This is a genomic window from Pseudohalioglobus sediminis (genome assembly GCF_008370495.1).
Classification (GTDB): domain Bacteria; phylum Pseudomonadota; class Gammaproteobacteria; order Pseudomonadales; family Halieaceae; genus Halioglobus.
In genome coordinates, this window is sequence record NZ_VTUX01000001.1 from 865907 (window position 1) to 890433 (window position 24527).

General features: G+C 60.7%; 16 protein-coding genes. 3 read left to right on the forward strand and 13 right to left on the reverse strand.

Annotated features, from left to right (window positions below; all coding sequences use genetic code 11):
- Window positions 1–34: 34 nt before the first annotated feature.
- The 9 genes from F0M18_RS03780 to F0M18_RS03820 form a co-directional block, all read right to left on the reverse strand.
- Window positions 35–1807 carry a sugar phosphorylase gene (locus tag F0M18_RS03780; protein ID WP_149610025.1) on the reverse strand — a complete coding sequence of 591 codons (1773 nt, stop codon included), beginning with the start codon at window positions 1805–1807 and terminating at the stop codon, window positions 35–37.
- Window positions 1791–3035 carry a glycosyltransferase family protein gene (locus F0M18_RS03785; protein WP_149610026.1) on the reverse strand — a complete coding sequence of 415 codons (1245 nt, stop codon included), beginning with the start codon at window positions 3033–3035 and terminating at the stop codon, window positions 1791–1793. Before F0M18_RS03785 ends, F0M18_RS03780 begins: the two co-directional genes overlap by 17 nt.
- A gap of 4 nt (window positions 3036–3039) precedes the next feature.
- Window positions 3040–3894: an HAD-IIB family hydrolase gene (locus tag F0M18_RS03790; protein WP_149610027.1), complete on the reverse strand. Its 855-nt coding sequence runs from the start codon at window positions 3892–3894 to the stop codon at window positions 3040–3042.
- The gene (locus tag F0M18_RS03795; protein ID WP_149610028.1) at window positions 3891–4787 is read right to left on the reverse strand and encodes a hypothetical protein; all 897 of its coding nucleotides are present in this window, start codon (window positions 4785–4787) and stop codon (window positions 3891–3893) included. Before F0M18_RS03795 ends, F0M18_RS03790 begins: the two co-directional genes overlap by 4 nt.
- A gap of 80 nt (window positions 4788–4867) precedes the next feature.
- On the reverse strand, window positions 4868–6577 hold the full coding sequence (gene aceF, locus F0M18_RS03800; protein WP_149610029.1) for a dihydrolipoyllysine-residue acetyltransferase: 1710 nt from the start codon (window positions 6575–6577) through the stop codon (window positions 4868–4870).
- Window positions 6578–6593: 16 nt separating this feature from the next.
- Window positions 6594–9245: a pyruvate dehydrogenase (acetyl-transferring), homodimeric type gene (gene aceE / locus F0M18_RS03805; RefSeq protein WP_149610030.1), complete on the reverse strand. Its 2652-nt coding sequence runs from the start codon at window positions 9243–9245 to the stop codon at window positions 6594–6596.
- A gap of 263 nt (window positions 9246–9508) precedes the next feature.
- Window positions 9509–12370: an insulinase family protein gene (locus tag F0M18_RS03810; RefSeq protein ID WP_262500808.1), complete on the reverse strand. Its 2862-nt coding sequence runs from the start codon at window positions 12368–12370 to the stop codon at window positions 9509–9511.
- A gap of 3 nt (window positions 12371–12373) precedes the next feature.
- Window positions 12374–13474: an AI-2E family transporter gene (locus tag F0M18_RS03815; protein WP_149610031.1), complete on the reverse strand. Its 1101-nt coding sequence runs from the start codon at window positions 13472–13474 to the stop codon at window positions 12374–12376.
- A gap of 19 nt (window positions 13475–13493) precedes the next feature.
- On the reverse strand, window positions 13494–13727 hold the full coding sequence (locus F0M18_RS03820; protein ID WP_149610032.1) for a sulfurtransferase TusA family protein: 234 nt from the start codon (window positions 13725–13727) through the stop codon (window positions 13494–13496).
- 182 nt (window positions 13728–13909) lie between these two features.
- Between F0M18_RS03820 and F0M18_RS03825 the strand changes: the two genes are divergently transcribed.
- Complete coding sequence (locus F0M18_RS03825; RefSeq protein WP_149610128.1) at window positions 13910–15364, forward strand: M48 family metalloprotease; 1455 nt, start codon at window positions 13910–13912, stop codon at window positions 15362–15364.
- A 10-nt stretch (window positions 15365–15374) separates the two neighbouring features.
- Here F0M18_RS03825 and nadA read toward each other — a convergent pair whose 3' ends face one another.
- From nadA to F0M18_RS03840, 3 genes are all read right to left on the reverse strand, one after another.
- On the reverse strand, window positions 15375–16448 hold the full coding sequence (gene nadA / locus F0M18_RS03830) for a quinolinate synthase NadA (protein WP_149610033.1): 1074 nt from the start codon (window positions 16446–16448) through the stop codon (window positions 15375–15377).
- A gap of 95 nt (window positions 16449–16543) precedes the next feature.
- Complete coding sequence (locus F0M18_RS03835) at window positions 16544–18556, reverse strand: DUF3604 domain-containing protein (RefSeq protein WP_188109574.1); 2013 nt, start codon at window positions 18554–18556, stop codon at window positions 16544–16546.
- On the reverse strand, window positions 18549–19361 hold the full coding sequence (locus F0M18_RS03840) for an enoyl-CoA hydratase-related protein (RefSeq protein WP_188109575.1): 813 nt from the start codon (window positions 19359–19361) through the stop codon (window positions 18549–18551). Before F0M18_RS03840 ends, F0M18_RS03835 begins: the two co-directional genes overlap by 8 nt.
- A 240-nt stretch (window positions 19362–19601) precedes the next feature.
- Between F0M18_RS03840 and F0M18_RS03845 the strand changes: the two genes are divergently transcribed.
- A complete protein-coding gene (locus F0M18_RS03845) occupies window positions 19602–21308 on the forward strand; it encodes a putative bifunctional diguanylate cyclase/phosphodiesterase (protein ID WP_149610036.1) in 1707 nt (568 codons plus the stop codon).
- A gap of 14 nt (window positions 21309–21322) precedes the next feature.
- Here the strand turns inward: F0M18_RS03845 and F0M18_RS03850 are convergent, their stop codons facing one another.
- Window positions 21323–22555: a GGDEF domain-containing protein gene (locus tag F0M18_RS03850; protein ID WP_149610037.1), complete on the reverse strand. Its 1233-nt coding sequence runs from the start codon at window positions 22553–22555 to the stop codon at window positions 21323–21325.
- Between the two features lie 131 nt (window positions 22556–22686).
- On the opposite strand from F0M18_RS03850, the gene F0M18_RS03855 reads away from it, so the two are divergent.
- On the forward strand, window positions 22687–24513 hold the full coding sequence (locus tag F0M18_RS03855) for a two-component system response regulator (RefSeq protein WP_149610038.1): 1827 nt from the start codon (window positions 22687–22689) through the stop codon (window positions 24511–24513).
- Window positions 24514–24527 lie beyond the last annotated feature (14 nt).

The window sequence follows — 24527 nt, forward strand, 5'->3', positions numbered from 1 at the left end:
GTCTACCACAGGCCACTGCCGCGAAGGAGGTGCTTTACCGTCCCGGTTGCGACGCGGCGTTGGTGATCCAGAGGGTCTGGTAGGGCTGCATTTCCACTACCTCGTCGCGCGACTGGAAGTGCGCGCCACCGAGGAGATCCACCCATTCGTCGGTGCCGATCAGGTTGATGTCCGACAACGCCAGTTGCTGCGCCTGGTCGCTGATGTTGCTGATGCAGAAGACGCTCTGGCGGCGGTCGATGCTCTGGCGCCAGAAGCCGAATATGGCGGTACCGAGGTGCAGGGTAAACTGGGTGGCGTTGGGGTGAAATGCCGACTGCTGGCGGCGAATATCCAGCAGGGACTTGATGTGCGTGAACACCCGGGCATGGCTGGAGTGTTCGCGCGACAGTTCTTCCTGCAGCGCCGTGTAATCCCACTGGTGCCGATTGATGGCGCGATACTGCCCGCTGTGTTCTACCCGATCGTAGTCATTGCGGGTACCCAGCAGGCTGTGTATGTAGATACCGGGAATGCCCTCCAGTGCCAGCATGATCGCATGCGCGCAAATGAAACGCTCCACACCCCACGCATCGGGCCCCGAAGTGGTGCCCTGCAGGGCGTCAAACAGGGAGATATTGATTTCGTAGGGCCTGCTCTCTCCGTTCTCAAGGGCCCGGTGCGATACATGCCCGCCAAAGTGGCGCATGGTAGCCACCAGCGCATCCAGTTCCTCGTCACTGAGCAGCCCCTCAGCCGGTCGCAGCCCGATACCGTCATGAGAGGCAATAAAGTTGAAATACGCGGTGCCGTTCTGCGCCGGCGGCATGCTCATCATCCACATCTTCAGGTGGTGGCAGTCGCCGGTCACCAGCGTATTCACCAGCAGGGGCGGCAGTGAGAAGTTGTAAACACAATGCGCCTCGTTGGCATTGCCGAAGTAAGACAGGTTCTCGCGATTAGGGATATTGGTTTCGGTAATCAACAGCGCATCGGGACGGGCGCACTCCACCAGGGTGCGCAGCAGGCGCACCACCTCGTGGGTTTCCTCCAGGTTGAGGCAGGGTGTGCCGGGAATCTTCCACAGGAAGGCCACTGCGTCGAGTCGGAAGATGCGCACGCCATTGTCGAGATAGTGCCGCAGGATGGACACGAACTGCTTTAAAACTTCCGGGTTGCGAAAGTCCAGGTCCACCTGGTCGTGACTGAAAGTACACCAGACATAGCGTGTGCCATCGCTGGTCTCAACCTCGCGCAATAGCGGTGAGGTGCGCGGGCGCACCACGTCGCTGAGATCAGCGTCCGGAGAAGCGGTGAAAAAGTAATCCCGACCGGGCGATTCTCCGCGCAGGAAGTTCTCAAACCAGAGACTGCGGCTGGAACAGTGGTTGATAACCAGGTCAGCCATCAGGTCGTACTGTGCGGCGATGTCGCTGACATCCTCCCAGGTCCCCAGGAACTCGTTGACGCTGGAATAGTCCAGCACCGCAAAACCGTCATCAGAACTCCACGGGTAAAAGGGCAGGATGTGTACCCCGGTGAGCAGCCCCTCGCCATAGGTATCGAGAAAGTGCTTCAGGGTGACCAGCGGCTTTTCGTCCTCACGCAGCAGAGTATCGCCGTAAGAGATGACCAGCGCATCACGCTGGCTCCAGTGATTGACGTGCTGCTGCGGCGACACGTTCACGTCTTCAAGCCGCATCAGCTGCAGCAACTCCCCGGCAAGTTCGGCAGCGGGCAGGCTTAGTGGCGTCTCGTGGTAGATGGCCTCCACATGACGCAGCACACGCTCCAGCAGGCCATCGCCGCCGTCAGTTTTCTGCAGCATGATCTCCGCTCCTGTACTCCCGATGATCCGCCTCGACCGCCTCGAGCAGCTGTTCGAGTATATCGGGCGATGCGCTGATCACCCTGCTCCAGCTCGGGATGAAAGGCCGCTCCATCGGCCGGTCGAGGAAGGCCTCACCCGCCTTCATGATGTTTTCCGCGAACAGCTCCACCGCCTTTTCCTCGTTGTGGATGTCCAGCGACAGACCATTCATGACCGCGTCGTTGTGGTAGGTCTCCACGAAATCCAGGGCGATACGGTAGTAGGTGGCCTTCAGCGAACGGAAGGTTTCCGTGTTGAAGGTCACGCCCCGCGTGGCAAGCTTGCGGAAGAGCGCCTTGGATATGTCGATGGACATTTTTGACAGCCCACCCTGGTCGTTCTGCGCCGAAAGGTCCTGGTGCTTGTGGTCATAGGTGTCAGCGATGTCCGCCTGGCACAGCCTGTTGTTGGCGTAGTTGCGATACATCTCCGACAACACACCGATCTCCAGCCCCCAGTCGCTGGGTATGCGAATATCGTTGAGCACGTCCCGGCGGAAGGAAAACTCGCCCGCCAGCGGGTAGCGAAAGCTGTCCATATACTCCAGGTATTCCATGTCTCCCAGTATTTTTTGCAGCGCCCGCAACAGCGGCGTCACCAGCAGCCGGCTGACGCGGCCATTGATCTTGCCGTCGGCCACGCGCGCGTAGTAACCCTTGCAGAACTCATAGTTAAAGCGCGGGTGTGCCACCGGGTAAATCAGACGCGCCAGCATCGAGCGCTCGTAGGTCAGGATGTCGCAGTCGTGCAGGGCTACCGACTCAGTGCGGTTGGAGGCCAGGGTATAACCCATGCAGTACCAGACATTGCGCCCCTTGCCCGCTTCCCGTGGCGCCAGGTCGTGCTCACGCAGCTGCTCATCCAGCGCCCGCAACCTGGGGCCATCGTTCCACAACACGCGATGACGCTGTGGCAGGCAGTCGAAAAACTGCAGTGCGCTGCGATACTGGGCTTCGTCCGCACGGTCGAGGCCGATGACAATCTCGGAGAGGTAATCTGCCGGCTGCAACTCTTCCAGTATCGCCGGGAGAGCCTCACCCTCAAGCTCCGAATAAAGCGAGGGCAGGATCAGGCCCAGGGGGCGCTCCCCGCAGAATTTGCGCAAATCCTGTTCCAGTTCTTCCACCGGTCGGTCGGACAGGTTGTGCAGCGTGGTAATGATGCCGTTCTGGTAAAAATCACCCATGAAATCAGGTCCTGTGCTCGTGATTGTCTGTTGCCGTGACCGCCAGCCACTGCCGAATGCCTTCGACCCAGCCGTCGGGACCGCACTGCGTGCTGCGCAGCACGTGATCGCTGCGCTGTAAAACCGGGTAGTCGTGTACCGGGGAGCGAATCAGCAGCGCAGTGCCGGCGGCCTCCAGCATGGCCACATCGTTACCGCTGTCACCGGCGGCGATATCCACTACCTCCTCGACACCCCATGCGGCGCGATAGACATTGCGCAGCCATGCCAGCGCCCTGCCCTTGTCACACTCGCCGGCCACGGTGAGAAAGCGACCTCCCTGCAGGGTACGCGCGCCCAGCGCCTCGAGTGCCGCAACGAAGGCCTGCTTGCGAGCGGCCTCGCCAAGCCACTGCACCGGCTCACTGTATTCGCGCTGGTTGGCCAGTTCGGCCGCCGCCGCATCCAGACCGGTCATGGACATAATGCCCTCCGGGCCGGCACGGTAGAAATGATCAAACTCGCCCGCGAACCTTGCCTGCAGGTGCTGCAAGGCATCCAGCCAGCGCTGGCGACCACCGGACATTTCATACACCCAGTAGTCCCCGCGACTGATGGTTCCGGGCGGTGCTGCGCTGAAGTAGCCCCGGGGGATGAATACAGCGGCCCCGTTTTCAACGATGAACGGGTGCCCGTTGCCCAGGTCGGCACGAATCGACTCGATCTCGACGCGCGTTTTGCTGCTGTTGGCGATTACCGGAACGGCGGCGGCATCCAGCTCGGCCAGCAGCTCCATGGCCGGTGCGAAAGAATAGGTGTGGTGATCGAGCAGCGAGCCGTCAAGGTCGGTGAATACAAGCCTGCCCCGGGTCGCACTCACGGGTGCACCCCCGGCGCGGCGATGTAGGCGGTGATCTCGCGCTGCGCATCCAGCTTGAGCAGGTGATTGACCCGTGCGGGCAGATACCGCAAACAGTGCTCGGTGAGGCGCTGGTAGTGGCTGACAAAACGCGCCACCTCGGCGTCGCTCATCACGCCGGCGCCACTGCGTTGCGCCGCCAGTTTGTGCTCCTGCTCGAGACGCCACCCGTAAACACACTCGAAGGACGGCGCCTGCAGCATCAGCCACTCATCGCAGCGCCGGTAGAGGGGCGAAAACTGCTCGCTGAGTGCGGCATTGACATAGTTGCGCCAGATACCGTCAGCATCCTCCTGCGCTTCCAACTCGTTCACCGGTTCTGCCAGGGCCTCTACCGGTTGCGCTGCAGCACCGAGGCACCAGCCCTCCAGCAATACGATCTGCACCGGCCTCTCGACGTGCTGCCATGCAGAGGGCGGAAAACGGTCATCGGCGGATTTGTCAAAACGCGGAACCGACACCGGCTCCCCGGACAACAACTTGTCCAGTGTGCGGCTGAGCAGGCCCATATCGTGTGTACCCGGCACCCCCCGCGTGGCTAGCAAGGGGTGCACATCAATGGCCAGCTGCCGGCGCTGGGGCGCGGTCATGTAGAAATCGTCCAGCGACAACACCACGCTGTGCAGGCCGTACTCCTCAGCCAGCACCTGTTGCAGGTAATCACACAGGGTCGATTTGCCAGAGCCCTGGCTGCCGTTGACGGCAAGCAGCCAGGATCGCGACGCACTCTTTTGGTGCTCAGCTACCAGCGAGGCGATCGGGTTGAACCATTTTTGTGCACTGGCCAGATAGTGCCGCGGCAGCTGGTTGCGCTGCAGCAAGCGTGCCTGCCAGTCAGTCAGCGGCTCCGCCATGCGGGCTCCGGGTTCGCATCATCATCATGGCTGGAACTTAGCAGTTTCCGTGCCATCCATACCAGCGGCGGGCAAGCCCTTCACATCACCAGCTGCCTGATATCCCCCAGCAACGCCACCAGGCGGGTCAGGAAACGGCCACCATCGCCACCGTTGATAACCCGGTGATCATAGGACAGGGACAGTGGCAGCAGCTTGCGCGCCACAAACTCCTCCCCTTCCCAGACTGGCCTGATCTCGGCACGGGACACCCCGAGAATGCCCACTTCCGGTGCATTGACGATAGGCGTGAAACCGCGTCCGCCGATATTGCCCAGGCTGGAGACCGTGAAACAGCCACCCTGCATGTCGCCGGGCATGAGCTTGCGGTCTCGCGCTTTGGCGGCCACCGCCAGCACTTCTTCCGCCAGCTCCCAGATGGTTTTTTTGTCGACGTCACGAATCACCGGCACCAGCAGGCCGGCCGGCGTATCCACCGCCATGCCGATGTGGGTGTAGTGCTTGTACACCAGCGACTCACCGCCATCCGCCAGGGATGAGCGGAACTTGGGGTTATCGCGCAGCGCCACGGCACAGGCCTTGAGGATGAACGGCATTGGCGTCAGTTTCACGCCGCGTTGTTCGGCCTCGGCCCTGAGGCTGGCACGAAATGTTTCCAGCTCGGTGATATCGGCATCATCATATTGGGTGACGTGAGGCACATTCAGCCAACTGCGCTGCATATTACTGGCCGTAAGCTTGTCCAGCTTGCTGCGCTCGGTCACCTCGACTTTGCCGAACGCGGCGAAGTCTACCTCCGGAATCGCGGGTATGGCGGCAGCGCCGGTCGTCTTCCCGCCCTGCTCCATGCGCCGCTGCACAAACTGGTGCAAATCCTCCTTCAGCAACCGCCCGCGCGGGCCACTGCCCTGCACTTCAGCAAGGGGAATACCAAATTCGCGCGCCAGCTTGCGCACTGCGGGGCCCGCATACACACCGGACTTCGAGTCTGCGTCCGGCGCAGGCGCAGTTTCCGCCGCCCGGGGTTCGCGTGGCGACGGCGCAGCAGCCGGGACCTCGGCCTGCGCTGCTTCGTTAGCAGGCGCCGCGGTGGAACCAGCCGCGGTGGAACCAGCCGTGGTGGAACCAGCCCCGGTGGAACCAGCCGCGGCGTCACCGGCAACGGCCAGCTCCAGCAATTCATCGCCAGCCCGCACACTGTCGCCCTCTGCGACCTTGATTGAGCGCACCTCACCGGCGAACGGTGCCGGCACTTCCATGGAGGCCTTGTCAGATTCGAGAACAACGAGGGAATCACCCTCACTGACCTCGTCGCCTACCCGAACACAGACCTCGATCAGTTCAACCGGGTCCTCTGTGCCGATATCCGGTACCGGCACCGGGGTCACCGACTCGCCTCCTGATCCTGATCCGGCAGCTGTTGTCTCCGCAGCGGGCGCCTCGGTTCCGGCGTCTGGCTCGGCAGGCGCGCCCGACTCACCGGCAGCGTCGGCACTTTCCTCACTCTCCCCGCTGGCCGTCTCGCGCTCGGAAGCGGTCTCCTCCGCTTCCTCGCCGTCCACTTCCAGTGTCACTACCGGCGCGCCCTCGGCCAGTTGCTCGCCCTCGGATACCATCAGCTCTACCACCACGCCGGCAGCAGTTGAGGGAATCTCCATCGACGCCTTGTCGGACTCCAGGACAATAAGGCCCTGGTCTACTGCCACCTCGTCGCCCACTGCGACCAGCAGCTCTATTACCTCGGCTTCGGCGCCACCGATATCCGGGACTGTTACCTGTTTTTTGGCCATTGGCTTTTCCTTATTGTCAGACCGTCAGCGGATCTACCTTGTCTGGGGAAATGCCCAGGTCCGCCATCGCCGCGCTCACCCGCGCTGCATCGATACTGCCTTCATCGGCGAGCGCCTTGAGCGCAGCAAGCACCACGAACTCGCGGCTCACCTCGAAGAAGTCGCGCAGCCGCGAGCGCGTGTCGGAGCGGCCGAAGCCGTCCGTGCCCAGCACCGTGAAGCGCCCGGGCACAAATTCGCGAATCTGGTCGGTGTAGGATTTCATGTAGTCGGTAGCCGCGATAAAGGGCCCGTCCGCGTCCTGCAAAAGACGGGTAACGTAGGGCGTTTTCGGCTCCTCTTCCGGATGCAGCATATTCCAGCGCAACGCAGCCTTGCCTTCGCGCTGCAATTCATTGACGGAGGTGAGACTCCAGACATCTGCGACCACACCATAATCTGACTCGAGGATTTCCGCCGCCGCTTCCACCTCGCGCAGAATGGTGCCGGCACCCATCAACTGCACCCGCAGTGGGTGGTCTGCCTCGCCGCGGCGCAACAAGTACATACCGCGGATGATGCCTTCCTCAGCGCCTTCCGGCAGGGCCGGCTGTATGTAGTTCTCATTCATGGTGGTGATGTAGTAGAACTTGTTTTCTCCCAGCTCGAACATGCGTCGCAGGCCGTCCTGGATGATCACCGCCAATTCATAGGCATAGGCCGGGTCATAGCTGACACAGTTGGGAATGGTGCTGGCGAGCAGGTGGCTGTGGCCATCCTGGTGCTGCAGTCCCTCCCCGTTAAGGGTAGTGCGGCCGGAGGTGGCACCAATGAGGAAGCCTCGTGCCTGGCAGTCACCGGCCGCCCAGGCCAGGTCGCCGATGCGCTGGAAGCCGAACATCGAGTAAAAAATGTAAAACGGCACCATGGAATAGTTACTGGTGCTGTAGGACGTTGCGGCTGCCAGCCAGGCGGAGAAAGCGCCCGCCTCGTTGATGCCCTCCTCCAGTATCTGACCTTCCTTGTCCTCTTTGTAGAACATGATCTGGTCGGCGTCGTGCGGGGTGTAGCGCTGCCCCACAGACGAGTAGATACCCAGCTGGCGAAACATGCCCTCCATACCGAAGGTGCGCGCCTCGTCGGGCACGATGGGCACAATACGCTCGCCGATTTCCTTGTCCTTGGCGAGACCGGACAGCAGGCGCACAAAGGTCATGGTGGTGGAAATCTCACGCTTGCCGCTGCTCTCGAATTGCTTGGCAAAGACCTCGCGCGGCGGTGTCTTCAACAATTGCATCTCGCTGCGACGAGTCGGGATGAAACCGCCCAGTTCCTCGCGACGCTGGCGCATATAGCGCATCTCGGGGCTGTCCGGTTCGGGCCGGTAGTAAGGCACGTCGGCGAGTTCTTCATCACTGAGCGGGATGGCGAAGCGATCGCGGAATGCCTTGAGACTGTCGATATCCAGCTTTTTCAGCGAGTGCGTTTCGTTGTTGGCTTCGCCCGCCTCGCCAGTACCGTAGCCTTTCACCGTCATCGCCAGGATGACCGTGGGTCGCTCTTTCTCGGCCACGGCCTCGGCATAGGCAGCGTAGACCTTGTAAGGGTCGTGCCCGCCGCGGTTGAGATACATGATGTCCTCGTCGGAGAGGTCCTTCACCAGCTCCAGCAATTCGGGGTACTTGCCGAAGAAATGCTCGCGCGTGTAGGCGCCACCGTTGTACTTGTAGTTCTGCAGCTCGCCGTCACAGACTTCGTCCATGCGCTGGCGCAGCAGGCCGGTCTTGTCTTTCTGCAGCAGCGGGTCCCACTTGCGCCCCCAGATCACCTTGATGACATTCCAGCCGGCACCACGGAATACCCCTTCGAGCTCCTGGATGATTTTGCCGTTGCCGCGCACGGGGCCGTCCAGCCGCTGCAAATTGCAGTTGATAACAAAATTGAGGTGCCCCATGCGTTCGCGACCAGCCAGGGCAATGGCGCCCAGCGACTCGGGCTCGTCACACTCGCCGTCTCCCATGAAACACCACACATTGCGGTCGCCGTGGTCGACCAGACCGCGGCTCTGCTGGTACTTCATCACGTGGGCCTGGTAGATCGCCTGTATCGGCCCCAACCCCATGGACACAGTGGGAAACTGCCAGTAGTCCGGCATCAGCCAGGGGTGCGGGTAGGAGGACAGGCCGTTGCCATCGACTTCACGACGGAAGTTGTCCAACTGGTCCTCGTCCAGCCTGCCCTCCAGAAATGAGCGCGCATACATGCCCGGCGCGGAGTGGCCCTGGTAGAACACCAGGTCACCGGGGTGCCCGTTGCCCGGTCCGCGGAAGAAGTAGTTGAAACCCACGTCATAAAGCGTTGCGCTGGACGAAAAGCTGGAGATATGCCCGCCAAGGCCCTCGTCATTGTCATTCGCCCGCATAACCATGGCCATGGCGTTCCAGCGCACCAGGGAGCGGATACGGCGTTCCATGAACAGGTCCCCGGGCATGCGTTTTTCTTCAACCGGGGGAATGGTATTGACGAATGGCGTGACGATGGAGGATGGCAGGCGCACATGATTCTCGAGGGCGTGACGACCCAGCTCCCGTATAAGATAGCCCGCGCGCTCCGCACCACTGTGCCTGACGACCTCGTCAAGGGCCTCCAGCCACTCCTGCGTTTCAATAGGGTCCCTGTCTTCCGCCATGCTTGATTCTCCGGGTTACGGTTGCGGCCGACCCAGATGAATTCCTTTTGGGAACTCGCTCTATGCATGGCCGCTGATTCATTATAGTAGACCTACAAAAGCGCCCCGGGATGTTAGCCCGGAGCGGCATGAATGAAAGAATACTACAGCATTAGAAGGAAAAACGAAATATCAGTACCAAAACAGTACCGATAAACACCATAAAAAACAAGTGTTTACAGTGAACACAACGCCTAAATGTAGTTTTATTACACTACTCGGTGCTAGTCGATCAAATAGACATCGTGATCGGCCTTGAGGGCCTGCGCGCTGTCCACACGGCGCTGCTCACCAGCGGGCAGCGCACCGGCCTGTCCCGGCGCCGCCACCTGCAATGACCGTCTGTTGTCGAGAAAAACCCGGCGGTAATAGTCCAGCCACTGCTCGCGGGAGAGCGCCTCGACCTCACCGGCAAGCGTTTCACGGCCGTCAAAGGCAAACTGCTTCTTGGCGATTGACTGCCAGTAAAACTCGGCCCTTTCCCACATATTCTTGTGTGGGCGCAGAATCTCGTTCACCAGCGCCTGCTGGTGTCGCTGGAACTGCTCCGCGTCCACGCTGGACTCCAGCTGACGCATAAATTCATCCATTGCCAGGGCCAGCTCCGCGGTGTTGGCCACCGGCGACTGCACCAGCATGACCAGGCCAGGCACATCGAGTTGCGGCCAGGCAAAAGCACTGACGATATAGCCCAGCTGTTGCTCCGTACGCAGTTGCTGGAAGAAGCCTGATTTCATGACCTGCGCGGTCAGCGCCGTGGCGGCGCGATCCTGCCAGCTATCGCCTGCGCCCTGCAGATACCAGGCCAGCACCGCGTCGTCGTGCGGCACGGTCACCGGGTAGAGCACTGACTCGCCGGCCGCCAGTTGCAACACACGCAGCTGCGGCAGTTCAGCTGACTGCTCACCCAGCAGCACCGTGTCCAGCTTCTGCGACAGTTCGGCGACGGCTGCGCTCTCGTAGTTGCCATAGACCAGCGCCTCTGCGCTGGCGCTGCGCCAGAAGTCGCCTGCGTAGGCAACCAGGTCCTGCGAGCGCATGGATTGCAGGGCGTCAATCAGCGCCTGTTCACCCCACTCACCATAGAGCAGGGATTCGCGCAGGTCGGCCATCACCTGGGAACTGGGTCGCTTGGCCACCGAATTTTCCAGGCTGCGGATCATGTCCAGGCGGATATTCTCAAACCGTGCGGGATCGAATTCGGGACTGGCCATCACCTGCAACAGTTCATCGAGCAACACGGATTGTTTATCGTTGTAGCCGCTGACACGCAGGCTCATGCCCTGGGCGTGCTTGTAGAAGCTGAAATTGAGCCCCGCCAGCATAGCCGGGTAGGTGAACTCATTGACCTGGTCTTTCAGCAGTGCGGTGTACAACGTGGCACTGGCCGACTGTTCGGGGGTCTGCCCCACCAGCGGCGAGCGGAAGTTTATATAGGTGGCGCCCCGGGGCAGCCGGAACTCCTCGTCCTGTGCGAACCAGATGGATTTGCGCGCTGTTTCCAGCACCTTCGCAGGCACCTCGGGGTTATCGCGGGCGATCTTGACCAGCGACACATCCTCAGCGATGAAGGGATTGGGCGCGGGGAGATGCAGCACCTCGTCGTCCACCTCGCCCTTCCAGGCGGCAAGTTGCGCAGGCTCCAGCTGGCCCACGGAATAAGGCACCCGATAATGCTCGGAAACGCGGTCTGTGCTCACGGCAGCATCCTCCAGCACCACCACTGCGTTGTCCGGGACAATCTCCTGGATCAGGTCCGCCAGCATTTGCGCCTGGTAGTCATCCATGATGTACGGCCCCTGCAGCACATCGTCGGGTTCGTAGTAATGCATGCCACTGGCCAGGCTGCTGACATAGCCCATCGGGTTGGCGTTTTCCTTGAAGCGGAAAGCCAGCTCGGCAAGGCGGGCCTGCTCATCATACAACCACTGCCTGGGACCCTCTTGCCGCAACATGTCCATGTAGGCAAACAACAGCTGCAGCACACGCTGGTATTCGTCAACGCCCTTCTCTGTCAGGGTGATGCTGACACTGAACAGTGATCCACCGCGCCAACCCAGGCCCGATCCCGCGGCCAGGCTTTCTGCCAGTCCCTCGGCCTTGAGCTGGGACAGCACACTGCCATCACCCTCGTGACCCACCAGGTTGCCAAGGTAGGACAGCGGCTTGGTGTGGTAGTCGTCGCGGTAGTCGGCGATGGGGAAGAGCACCTGCAGTTGGCGCTGTGTCGCCTGCGGCTTGATCTGTACCTGCATCGGCAAGCTGCCGGCGGGGAAAGCCGGGGCCTCTATCTGTTCGGGCGCATAGGCCTTGTTGGGCACCGGGGAGAACATGGGCACGACCAGCGATTCCAGCTCATCCAGCGATTGCGCACCCAGTACCACCAACTGCATCTGGTTGGCGGAATAGTACTTGTCGTAAAAGGCCAGCAGCTCATCGCGGATACTCGAGCCCGGACGATCAGCCAGGCTCTCCAGGCTGCCCACAGCGAACTGGCTGTAGGGATGCTCCGGGTTCATGACTTCCTGCAACACGTCCAGGGCCCGCCTCGAATCACTCTTCAGGCCCATCTGGAACTCTGCCTCTACCGCATTCTTCTCACGGTCCACATACTCCGCATCAAAACGCGGGGCGATAAAGAACTGGGCAAAGCGATCCAGCGCCTCGGGCAGGTAGGGTGCATTGATGTCGAAAAAATAATTGGTGTGTTCAAAGCTCGTGTACGCATTGCGATTGCCGCCGTGCTCGGTGATGAACTCTTCGTATTCAGCGGCATCGGGGTACTTGTCGGTGCCCAGGAACAGCATGTGCTCAAGAAAATGTGCCAGGCCGCCGCGCCCCTCAGGGTTGTCGCCACTGCCCACTCGCACATCGAGTGCGGCCGCGGCCTTGGGGGTATCGGGGTCAGATATCAGCAGCACCTGCATCTGGTTGTCCAGGGTCAGCAGACGGTAGCCACGATCATCATTCGGGCTCTGCGCCGGCTTGATGGCAGAATACGGCCCGGTGGCGCACGATGTGAGAAAAACGCAAAGCAGCGCCGCCCACAAGACGGTGGTGACGCGATGCATACGCAAGGATGGCATGGACTACTCCTTAACTGATTCCATCTCAGGAAGCGGGCTCTGGACCGGCAAGTTGTCATCCCGGGACGGCCAGGCATAAATAATGGCCTTGATCAGGGTGGCAAGCGGTATAGCGAAAAACACACCCCACATCCCCCAGATACCGCCAAAGAACAATATCGCCAGGATAATGGCCACGGGATGCAGGTTGACTGCTTCCGAAAACAGCAGCGGTACCAACACGTTGCCGTCCAGGCCCTGGATTATCAAATAGACCACGCAGAGCGTGTAAAATTCACCGGTAAAGCCCCACTGGAAAAAGCCCACCAGCGCCACCGGCAGGGTAACGATGACCGCACCAATGTAGGGGATAATGACCGACAGCCCCACCAGCAGCCCCAGCAGCGCTGCGTAATTGAGGCCCATCCAGGTAAAGGCGAAGTAGCTGACTGCACCGACGATAATGATTTCAATCACCTTGCCGCGCGCGTAGTTGGCGAATTGCAGGTTCATCTCTATCCAGATGCGCCGCAGCAGAGGACGATTATCGGGCAGGAAGCCACCCAGCCAGCCGAGTATCAGTTCACGGTCCCGAAGGAAGAAAAACACCAGTATCGGGATCAGGATCATGTAAACCATCACCGTGAACACACTGGTAATCGATGCCAGGGAACGCGTGACAATAAACTGGCCCAGTTTCGCCGCCTCTGCCTGGGCCATTCCCACCAGCTCATTGATCTGCTCTACGGTGAAAATCTCCGGGTACTGTTGCGGCAGGATATTGAGCAGCTGGCGGCCCCTGTCGAGCATGGCGGGCAGCTCCGAGGCGAGCCCCATCAGCTGGCGCCAGGCCAGCGGCAGCAGGCCGAGGGTGACACCGAAAAACACACCGATGAACAGCAGGTAAGAAAGGCTGACGCCCAGCCACTTCGGCACGCCGTGATTCTGCAGTTGTGTCGACACCCCCTGCATCAGGTAGGCCAATACGATTGCCGCCAGCAGTGGCGCGAGGATATCCCCGATGGTCATCAGCAGTACCACGCCAATGAACAGCAGCACCAGCAGCAGGATCGCCTCTTCCTCGAAGAGGTAACGGCGGTACCACTTTTCAAAAATCTCTAACATTGCCGCGCCACCTTTTGCCTTATTGTTTTTCGAGCAGGTAACTGTAAACACCTGACTCTTCGGCCGAGTCCAGCAACAGATGACCTGACTGCTCGGCAAATACGCGGAAATCCCGCTGCGACCCACTGTCTGTGGCCAGCACCCGCAACTGCTCACCACTGTTCATGGCGTTCAGCGCACGCTTGGCCTTGAGCAACGGCATGGGGCAATCCAGTCCGCGGGCGTCCACCTCAGTCACAGGCACATCTTTCATTGTTGCGTCATAGTATGGTCGAAGCGGCACAGTATACGCATTCCCCCCTGCCGAATGAACTTTAGCGGCGGCAATCACTCCAACTTTGCAAATTGTCTTCCGACACGGCTGCCATACAGTACAATGACGGCCTGCCACACCATGAAAAGTGATGTAAATCTGTGCTGATATCCCTGCGAACCATGGCCCTCTGCCGGCACCTCGCCCTGGCAGCGCTGCTGTGCGTGCCTTTCCTGCAGCAGGCCCATGCCCAGACGGAAGAACTCAAGCTACCAAACCTGGGGGAATCGAGCACCAGCCTGTTCTCAACCGAGTTCGAGCACCAGCTGGGCCGCACCTGGCTACGAATTTTCCGCAGCCAGGTCGCCACCGTAGATGACCCCCTGCTCTATGACTACCTGGAAAACCTGATCTACGAGCTCGTCACCCACAGCCAGCTCAAGGACCGGCGCGTAGAGCTCGTGCTGGTAGACAACCCGACCATCAACGCTTTCGCCGTTCCGGGAGGCGTCATCGGCGTACACAACGGCCTGATGCTGTACGCGCAGACCGAAGACGAACTGGCCACGGTACTGGCGCACGAAATCGCCCACCTCAGTCAGCGCCATTTCTCCCGCGGCGTCGAATTCCAGAAGAAGCAGACGCCAATCAACCTCGCGGCGATGCTCGCCAGCCTGGTAATCCTGGCCACCGCGGGCGGTGACGCGGGCATGGCGGCACTGGGGGCGACCCAGGCACTGGCCCAGGACAACGCCCTGCGCTACAGCCGCAGCAACGAGCAGGAGGCTGATCGCGTGGGCATGCAAACCATGGTCGATGCCGGTATGGACCCACACGCGGCCCCGGCGATGTTTGAACGCATGCTGCAGGCTTCCCGCTACAGCGGCGGCGAGCGTATTCCGGAATTCCTGCGCACCCACCCGCTGTCGGAAAGCCGTATTGCCGACACCCGCAACCGGGCCCGGCAATACCCGAAAACCATCCGCCCGGTGAGCCTGGAATACCAGCTGATGCGCGCACGCGTGGTGAACCAGTTGGCCAACACGCCGGAGGAAGCCGTGCAACGCTTCCGCGGTGAGCTCAAGGGCAAGCCGCGCTCGCGCGAGGCAGCACAGTACGGGCTGGTACTCGCCCTGACCAATGCCGGCCGGGTGGATGAGGCCGCTCTGGAACTGGACAGCATCTGGTCTGGCGACCCCAATCGCCTGGAGTACCTGATCGCGGACGCGGAAATCGATGTGCGCAGGGGGCAGGCGGATGTCGCAGCGAAAAAGCTGTCGCAACAATTGCAGCTGTCGCCGGGTAATCACCCACTGACCATGGCTTATGCCAATGCCCTGATGAAGAACCAGCAGGCACATATAGCCGAGGAAGTACTACTCGAACAAAGCAAGCGCAAACCCAACGACCCCGGCTTGTGGTACCTGCTGGCGGAAGTACAGGGCCTGTCCGGCAACATCATCGGGCTACACCAGTCCCGCGCTGAATACTTTATTCTCAACGGCTACCTGGACCAGGCGTCCAAACAGCTGAACTATGCACTGAAGCTGGTGAAGAACGATTACCTCACCAGCGCCAAGATCAGCCAGCGCCTGCGGGATATTGCCGAAATGCGCCAGCAGATGGAAAATTTCTAGCGTCGCCGGATCAGGCGTTACCTTTCACGCTCAGTTTCAGCTCCGCGGCAAAGTCGAGCATACGCCGCAGCGGCACCATCGCGCGTTCACCCACGGCCGGGTCGACAAAAATCTCGTTGTCGTCGCGATCAAACACCGCGGCCAGGGTTTCCAGTTCGTTCATTGCCATCCACGGGCAGTTGGCACAGCTGCGACAGGTAGCGCCGTTCCCTGCAGTGGGCGCAATAATGAACTCCTTGTCGGGCGCCTGTTGCTGCAGCTTGTAGAAAATGCCCTGGTCGGTGGCCACGATAAAGCGCTCGGCGTCCATCTCCGTGGCGGCGTTGATGATCTGGGTGGTGGAGCCGACCCGATCGGCCAACTCCAGTACCGCGGCGGGTGACTCGGGATGCACCAGTACTGCGGCGTCCGGGTACACGGCTTTCAGGTCGGCAATACCGCGGGCCTTGAATTCCTCGTGCACGATGCAGGCGCCGTCCCACATCAGGATATCGGCCCCGGTCTGGCGGCGGACGTAATCGCCCAGATGCTGGTCAGGCGCCCAGATAATCTTCTTGCCCTGGTCCGCCAGGTGTTCAGCCACGTCCAGCGCGATGCTGGAAGTTACCACCCAGTCGGCGCGCGCCTTTACCGCCGCGGACGTATTGGCATAGACAACCACCGTGCGGTCGGGGTGCTGGTCGCAGAAGGCGGAAAACTCCTCGATGGGGCAGCCCAGGTCCAGTGAGCAGGTAGCTTCCAGCGTGGGCATCAGCACGCGCTTGTCCGGCGTGAGGATTTTCGCGGTTTCTCCCATGAATTTCACACCTGCAACAACCAGTGTTTCAGCAGGGTGATCGTGGCCAAAACGCGCCATTTCCAGGGAGTCAGAAACACAGCCCCCGGTCTCCTCGGCCAGTGCCTGGACCTCGGGTGCCGTGTAGTAGTGAGCCACCAGTACCGCGTTCTCGGCTTTCAGCCTTGCGGCAATCTGCTCCTTCATCAGCCGCGCCTGCTCGGGGTTGTGGTGATGCCGTTCTGCGTGATCCAGATGGTACTGTACCTGCTGGCGGATCGTTTCCAGTTTATCGGTGGCAATGCTCATACTCTGTTCTGCAGGGCGGGAAAAAACGGAAGTCTAGCATAGTTCACCAGCGCTGGAATGAGGTCAAACGGCCCAATCGAGGCGGCCGAAAATCGCTAGTCGCCGCCGCTGCTGTACCAGATCGGCGAACTCCAGGCTCGCTCCTGGATCACATGGCTGAACACGGGCTCGGCACAATCCTGCGGCCGCTGATCGGAAGGCAGCTGCAGGCACTGCTGCGCCGTATAACGACATGACGGATTTTCCACTGCACGCAGGTAATAGACCGCGGAAACCTCGGGATCAAATTCCGGATCGCGCCACACCGCACACAGCTGGGCAAACCCCTGCCCCTGGGGCTGGCAACTTTCCGGGTCCACGCGGGCAGCGCCCCCAGCATGACCGGCAACGTGAAATACACGCTGATGGTGATTGCCCTGGGCATCGGCCCAGCCCTTGACCACCTGCAGGCGCTGCAACGGTGTACCGGGGAAACGCAGGCTACCGGGATCGGCTAACGCCGCCACCAGGAACTCGGGGGCTTCGCCGCGCCGGGCTGGCAGGTCGCTGCCCATCGGCACGGCCTGCTCATAGGCTCGGGCGGCCATGTCGGGCTGCGCGCAGAGGTCACCCTGCAGTGCCCAGGCACCGAAAAAGCGCGGCTGTATCCGGGGCCCGCTGGTGCCGAACACCTCACGCCGGCGCAGCGCATCAAATATCGACGCGCGCGAATTCTCCTCGGCCCAGACACCCACCAGGCCACCGGGGTTATTGTAGGCGTTGCCGGGGATGTCGGCACTGAACTGGACTCGCTGCAGGCGAGTGGCGTCACCATTGCCCAGGTGTCCCGGGAAGTCTGCCTCCTGCACACCACCCGCGATTGCATTGTGGGTATCTGTGCTGGCCAGCAGACCCATTTTATAGGGGTTCACACCCAGGCGCGCCTGCTCCCGCAACCCCTCTATCAGGGCATAACGAACATAGCTATTGCGGTGCAGGCAACTGGGGCCAAGGCGTGGCAGCCAGTCGGCCAGGGGGCCCTGGTAGCATTCACCTACCTGCTCTCCCTCATCCACAAAACGACTGAAGGCAAGATCTTCAAACCGCTCGAAACCGCACAGTTCGTCCTCCCCCCCCAGCACGCCGGGCAGGCCGTTCCTGCACTCCGAATCACCCTTGTGCTGCATCACCTCGACCACGGGCTCCAGCTGCTGACGCAAAAGCGCCCGCCGGGCCTGCTCGCGCTGCGACCCGGCGCCCGGGTAGTCCACGGCGAACATACGCCCGTTACTGATATTGGAATTGTGGGGGATCGCCAGCACATCACAGCCGCTGTCACTGTCCTGGCATTGCTCCTTGAGAATGCGCCACAGGTCCCACTCACGGTGTGCATCGAGGTAGGAAATCGGGCGCTGCGGCACCGCCGTACCGCGAAAAATCACATTGCGATGCAGGTTGGAGCCCAGCCGGAAGGAGCTGTATTCATAGGCGACAAAGGTGGTGCGCTCGCAAGCGGCCGAGGTATCGTTCCAGCGTTCCGCTGCGTCTATCACCTGCTGCCAGGTCTGCTCGGCACGCAGTGCGCAGTCAGCGCCGTCTTCGCCGCAAACCTCGCGCTGTCGCGAGGAGAAAGGCGACATGATCTGCAGCAGCAATCTCGGCGCACGACCTTCGCCGCTGCGCATGACCTCGCAGAAGTCACTGGCGTAGCCCGGGGCAGAGGGGTCCTTGCAGACCGATTGCTCGCCAAAAAACTCTGCGTGGTCGGTAACGGCCGCAAAATCCAGGGGACGGCCAATGCGCACGCTGCGCGCTTCCCGGTCAGCCCCCGGTGGCAATTTGATCGCCTCGCCGAATGCGTAGGCATAGGCATCATCGGGCTCGGCGCGAACGTCAAAGTTCCAGGCGTCGCTGGACAGGGCGGTATGGACATGCAGGTCACCGAACAGGGCCTGGCGCTGGCCGAGGCGCTTCTCACAGGGGGCCGGGGTAGACGGCACAGCGAATTCACGCGCGGCAAATACCGACTCTGGCGGCGGCTCGACCCCGCCACAACCGGCCAACCCTGACAGGCCCACAAAACACAGTGCGACGGCACCGCCGTGCCTGCGCCAGGGCTTCTCAATCATCCATCCACTCCGGCCAGTCCGCTGCCGGCGTTCCCTGCCAGCGCGGCTCACGCCGCTCGAGCCAGGCCACGCCGCCCTCGACTGCATCCGCTTGCTGCATGGTGTAGTTCAGTGCCCTGCTCTCCTTCGCGGCCAATTGCTGGTAACTCAGGCCCAGACCCTGCCAAAGCAGGCGCTTGTGCATCGCCACGGCCATCGGCGCCGCGTTCAGGGCGATGTCGCGGGCAATTTCCAGCGCTGTATCCAATACCTCTTCTGAGGCAACAGAGCGCGCAGCGAGACCCCAGCAGACCGCCTCCTCACCACTGAGGAGTTGGCCGCGCATGAGCAACTCCAGTGCTTTTTCCACGCCAATCATCCTCGGCAGCAGGAACTCCATGGCGAAGTCGGTGACCACACCACGGCGGGATTGCAGAAAGCCGTACTTGCCCTCGGCGGCAAACACCCGCATGTCGGCCTGCATCGCCAGGCCCAGTCCCGCCCCGACGGCGTGACCGTTGCACGCGGCGATCACCGGTTTGCGCACCTCGAATGCCTGCATCGCGAGTGGGCATGAATCCACCTCGGCGGCCACTGCGCCCGCATCGAAAGTGTCACCTCCGCCACTCATGTCCGCGCCGGCACAGAAACTCCTGCCGGCGCCAGTCAGCACCACGCTGCGAATGGTGTCGTCGGCGTCGCAGCGTCGATAGGCCTCTGACACCCCTTCGATAATGCCCGGGGAGAGGCTGTTATGCGCTTCCGGCCGGTTCAGGGTGATGACCGCAACAGGGCCATCCACCTGCAATAACACATCTTTATTCACGTAGGTCCCCATTGATTGTCGGCGAGCCAAGCATAGTACAGATGGACTCACGGCCCATGTTGGTGCGGGTCAGGAAACAGTAACACTTGGGCTCAGTGACGCCGCGAGTGGTAATTTTTAATAAACAATGAGTAGAATTTCATTGAATTATTCCGTATAACCTCATGTTATATAAAAGAATTAGCGCACAATAATTCTGATCAAATACGCGCCAGCCAGGCGAGCAACCAGGGATATAGGGTGGAACAGCGCACGGTATTAATCATTTCCGAGAACAGATCAGATCACCTGATTCTGGCTGACTGCCTCGGTCGTGCCGTGCCCGCCCGCTTCCAACTGGCGGCATCCGAGGCTATGGAACGCCCGCTGGAAGCGCTTCTGGACCCGACCATCGACGTTGTGATCATGGCCTACGGGCGCGAATCAGAATACCTGCTGCGCCTTGCCCAGAAAAACCAGGCCACCGTACCCATCATTCTGCTGCTGGACGAAACCGAGGAAAACCTTTCGGCCCAGCTACGCGAGTTGGGCGCGCAGGACTACCTGTTACGCAGCCAGCTGCAGGATGCCCTGGTACACCGCGTACTGGACTACGCGATCCAGTTGAAATCCGCGCGCGATCGCATCCAGCAACTGTCGAACCGGGACAGCCTCACTGGCGTGCTCAACCGGGTTGGCTTTCGCGCCCACATGGAACGCGCCATGGAGCGCAGCGAACGCTATGGTTTCAATACCGCGCTGCTGTACATCAACATGGACCAGTTCTCGAACATCAATGATCATTACGGTGAGGCGGACGGCGACCTGCTGATCAAGACCATATCGCGCAGGCTGATCAACAAGTTGCGCAGCACCGACAGCATCGCGCGCATCGGCGGCGACGAATTTGCCGTGGTGCTGGAAGATGTGAGCAGTATTGCCGACGTGGAAATGATCGCCGAGAAAATGCTCAAGTCGATCACCGCGCCGATGATACTGAGCGAGCAGCAGGTCTCGATCGACGCCAGCATTGGCGCCGCGATTTACCCGGATGACGGTACGGAGTTTTCCGACCTGGTGGACTTTGCCCGCTCTGCCATGCAGCAGGCCAAGGCCATAACCGGCAGTAAATTCGTCCGTTACAGTGAACAATTATCCTTCGATCATGGCGGCGCCACCTCGCTGGCGGCCGAGTTGCGCACCGCCGTGCGCAAGAACCAGTTCGAGCTGCATTACCAGCCGCGCATTGATCTCGCCACTGGCAGACTGGTTGGGCTCGAGGCCCTGTTGCGCTGGAACCACCCTGAAAAAGGCATGATCTACCCCGGTGAGTTCATCGCCGCCTGCGAAGACATGGGCCTGATGCGCACCATCGGTTACCAGGTCATTCAGCATGCCTGCTCCGCGCAGGTGTGGATTGAAGAACAGGGTATCCGCGATGTGGATGTGGCCGTGAATATCTCTTTCAGCCAGTTCCAGGACGATCGTTTTGTCGACATCGTCAAGGACATCGTGAAACGCTGCGGCACCGATGCGTCAAAGATGGAGTTCGAACTCACCGAGACCACCATCCTCAATAGCCCGGACGCTATCAAGCAACGTATGGACGAACTGCGCCTGCTGGGCATCTCGTTCTCGCTGGACGACTTCGGCACCGGCTTCTCACAGCTTTCGCACCTTACGGAACTGCCTATCTCGGCTCTCAAGATCGACGCCTGTTTCGTCAGGGACCTGCCTGCCAACCCGCACCAGGAAGCCGTGTGCACCATGATTATCGAAATGGCCCGACGACTGGGCATGGTGGTTGTTGCAGAGGGTGCCGAAACCTACGAGCAGGTCGAATACCTGCGCGAACAGCGCTGCCAGCAGGTCCAGGGCTTTTACTACAGCCCGGCCATTCCATTGCAGCAGTTGCCGCGGTTTATCGATGACCTGCACTTCAAACGTCGCGACCCGATGTTTTCCTGAAAGCGACGCCCCGGCTAGAACACCACCCTGTTACGACCACTGCGCTTCGCTTTGTAGAGCTTGCTGTCCGCAGCCAGTATGACTGATTCGGCGTCCTGGCCATCTTCCTCGCGCGCTGCCACACCGGCGCTGATAGTCACCGATACCTGGTCGGAACGGATGCGGGTGGCGCCGCGCCGGCGAGCCCCGTCCTTGCTGCGCGCAGGCCGACTGCGACGGTCGCGGATCGACATCTTGTAATCGGCGATACGCTCACGCACTTCGTCCAGCGCGGCGGCGCAATCCTCCGATGACTTGCGCGGAAACACGATACAGAACTCCTCCCCGCCGTACCGATAGGCCGTACCGCCATTGCCCACCTCGCGCACCCTCGAGGCCACCAGTTTCAGCACTTCATCACCCACATCGTGCCCGTGTTTGTCATTGAAGCGCTTGAAATGATCTACATCGAGCATGGCTATCGTGTAACGCTTGCCCAGACTCGCCAGCCGCTCATTCAACGCCCTGCGCCCGAGCAGGCCGGTGAGCTCATCCCGATAGGCCATGGCATAAGAGCTGCGCAACAAGCCCCATACCAGGCACAGGCCAGCCGCAATGCCCATCACCACCGAGATACTCTCAAGATGCAAAAACGCCAGGGAGGCGAAACCGGCCGCCAGCACCCCCAGCAGCGGGCCCTCGGCCTCGGCATTGCGCAACAACAGCGCCGCAATGCCGGCTACTGCCACCAATGCGAGCAACTGGCTGGCGCCAATCGAGAGGATATAGCCCTCGACGGGACGATGTGCGAAGGCCTGTGAAACACCTGCTGACGCGCCCAGAATCAGGTCGGCCAGTGCAAAGCACGCACCAGCGCTGCCGAGAAAAAACACGCAGGCCAGCAGACCCCAGGTATTGAACATACCGCGCTCGGGGAGCACCAGCAGGTAAAGGCAGAGCAGCGGCACGGCAAGGCTGGCAACCAGATACAGCCTTGCCGCGTCCGGGTGATCCAGGCTGACCTGGAGGTGATTCTGTATCAACCAGTAGAGTGCGGCGACGCCAAGCGCTGCCAGTAACAAACGCACGCGGCGGAACTGGTAGGCCATCACCGCACAGATTGCGGCAACCAGATAAGGCAGCGCAGCGAGAACGATCTGCGTATTTTCGCTCAGGGCCGGCAAGTACTCGCGGACCATCAACGCGCCGGACACGAAACACGCCGGCACCAGCAGTCGGGTCAATGCAGCCCAGTGAAGATGTAACACGCCCCTAAATCACCTCTTACCCGGCAATCCAACGTTCCCCTGTACATATCTCCGCTTTATACCATTGAGGCTAGGCGGCAGGATTAAGTGATGATAGCCTAGAACTACGCCCACATCATTACTCCTTATTCATGTCGAGCGAAGAACGACGCAACCAGCGCGCCAAGATACTTGTCTGCGACGACGACTTTAACGTCCGTCTGCTGACAAAGCAGTGCCTGGAGGCCGAGAACATGGTGGTAGTGGAGGCAGCTGACGGCACCGAGGCGATCGATGTCTTCATTCGCGAACGCCCCGACCTGGTTTTCCTCGATGTGGAGATGCCCGGCATGACGGGGCTGGAAGTGTGCCAGCGACTGCGCAAAATGCCGCAGGGCGAATCCATCCCGATCATGATCGTGACCGGCTCCGACGACCGTCAGTCCATCGACCAGGGCTTTGAAGCGGGCGCAACGCAATACAAGACCAAACCCGTAAACTGGTCATTACTGGGCAGGGACGTACAGTACATGCTGCGCGCTTCCGACGCGTTCAACGCACTCAAGCGCCAGGAAGACCGGCTGCGTTACCTCGCCTACTATGACCCGCTCACCAGCCTGCCCAATCGCCGCAGCTTCAATGAACAGCTGAACCGTATCCTCAAGCGTTGCCGCCGCCACAATTCCAATGCCGCGCTGCTGTTCATAGACCTCGACCATTTCAAGCGCATCAACGACTCAATCGGGCACGGTCGCGGTGACCGCCTGCTGGTCGAAATTGCCAAGCGCCTCACGGTAGAGCTGCGCGAAGACGATGCCATCAACTATTACACGGACAACAGCGCGGAAGACGAAACTGTCGACTCGGGCACCGAAATCGCGCGGCTGGGCGGCGACGAGTTTACCGTGGTGCTGTCGGATATCACCGATGCGATGCAGGTTGAGCGGGTAGCCAAACGCATACTCGATACCCTGTCCGAGCCGATCCCGCTGCAATCACACAACCCGGTGGTCACGCCCAGTGTGGGCATCGCCCTGTATCCCCAGGACGGTGAAGATCCGGATACGCTGGTGCGCAACGCCGACACCGCCATGTACGCCGCCAAGGCCAATGGCCGCGCCTGCTATCGTTTTTACGACGAAGAGATGAACGCACGGGCGGTTGAGCAACTCAAAATGGAAGAGGAGTTGCGCGACGCGATGCGCAACGACGAACTGGAGCTGCGCTACCAGCCACAGGTCGACACCCGTACCGGAGAGGTGGTCAGCATGGAGGCCCTGGTGCGCTGGAAGCACCCGGAACGGGGCATGGTATCGCCACTCGAGTTCATACCGGTAGCAGAGCGAACCGGGCAGATTATCGAGCTGGGCGAGTGGGTGCTGGCGGAGGTCGGGAGGCATTGCCACTACTGGGACGCTATGGGCCTGAAGCCGTTTCGGGTCTGCATCAACATATCGCCCCTGCAGTTCAACCAGAGCAACCTGCCACAGTGGATTAGCGAATTCCTGAAACGCTCGGGATTGGCACCGGAGCGACTTGAGCTTGAGCTGACCGAAAGCGCCATCATGAACGACGCGCAGACGAATATTGAGAAACTGGCGCAACTGAAAAAGCTGGGGCTCGAGCTGGCTGTGGACGATTTCGGAACGGGGTATTCATCACTGAGTTACCTCAAGCGCTTCCCGATCGACACGCTGAAAATAGACCAGAGCTTCGTCGCTGACCTGTACCGCCCGGACGGTGCCGCGATCGTCGATGCCATCATCGCACTGTCGAAAACTCTCAACCTGCGCGTGATTGCCGAGGGCATCGAGGATCGCGAACAGCTGGAGTACCTGGTAACAAGGGGCTGTGACCTGCTTCAGGGCTTTTATTTTTCACACCCCATCTACCCTGAGGATGTGCCAGACATGCTGCGCCACGACTTCAGTGCCGACCTGCAGATAGAGCAAACCAACGCCAGCCTGAATCTCAGTTGATGCAAATCCCAAAG

What these genes read in the sequence shown, in the direction of transcription:
- F0M18_RS03815 (WP_149610031.1), bottom strand. Translation starts at nt 13,474, where the DNA reads ATGTTAGAGATTTTTGAAAAGTGGTACCGCCGTTACCTCTTCGAGGAA.
- F0M18_RS03810 (WP_262500808.1), bottom strand. Translation starts at nt 12,370, where the DNA reads ATGCCATCCTTGCGTATGCATCGCGTCACCACCGTCTTGTGGGCGGCG.
- F0M18_RS03820 (WP_149610032.1), bottom strand. Translation starts at nt 13,727, where the DNA reads ATGAAAGATGTGCCTGTGACTGAGGTGGACGCCCGCGGACTGGATTGC.
- nadA (WP_149610033.1), bottom strand. Translation starts at nt 16,448, where the DNA reads ATGAGCATTGCCACCGATAAACTGGAAACGATCCGCCAGCAGGTACAG.
- F0M18_RS03835 (WP_188109574.1), bottom strand. Translation starts at nt 18,556, where the DNA reads ATGATTGAGAAGCCCTGGCGCAGGCACGGCGGTGCCGTCGCACTGTGT.
- F0M18_RS03855 (WP_149610038.1), top strand. Translation starts at nt 22,687, where the DNA reads ATGTCGAGCGAAGAACGACGCAACCAGCGCGCCAAGATACTTGTCTGC.
- aceF (WP_149610029.1), bottom strand. Translation starts at nt 6,577, where the DNA reads ATGGCCAAAAAACAGGTAACAGTCCCGGATATCGGTGGCGCCGAAGCC.
- F0M18_RS03785 (WP_149610026.1), bottom strand. Translation starts at nt 3,035, where the DNA reads ATGGGTGATTTTTACCAGAACGGCATCATTACCACGCTGCACAACCTG.
- F0M18_RS03780 (WP_149610025.1), bottom strand. Translation starts at nt 1,807, where the DNA reads ATGCTGCAGAAAACTGACGGCGGCGATGGCCTGCTGGAGCGTGTGCTG.
- F0M18_RS03795 (WP_149610028.1), bottom strand. Translation starts at nt 4,787, where the DNA reads ATGGCGGAGCCGCTGACTGACTGGCAGGCACGCTTGCTGCAGCGCAAC.
- F0M18_RS03825 (WP_149610128.1), top strand. Translation starts at nt 13,910, where the DNA reads ATGGCCCTCTGCCGGCACCTCGCCCTGGCAGCGCTGCTGTGCGTGCCT.
- aceE (WP_149610030.1), bottom strand. Translation starts at nt 9,245, where the DNA reads ATGGCGGAAGACAGGGACCCTATTGAAACGCAGGAGTGGCTGGAGGCC.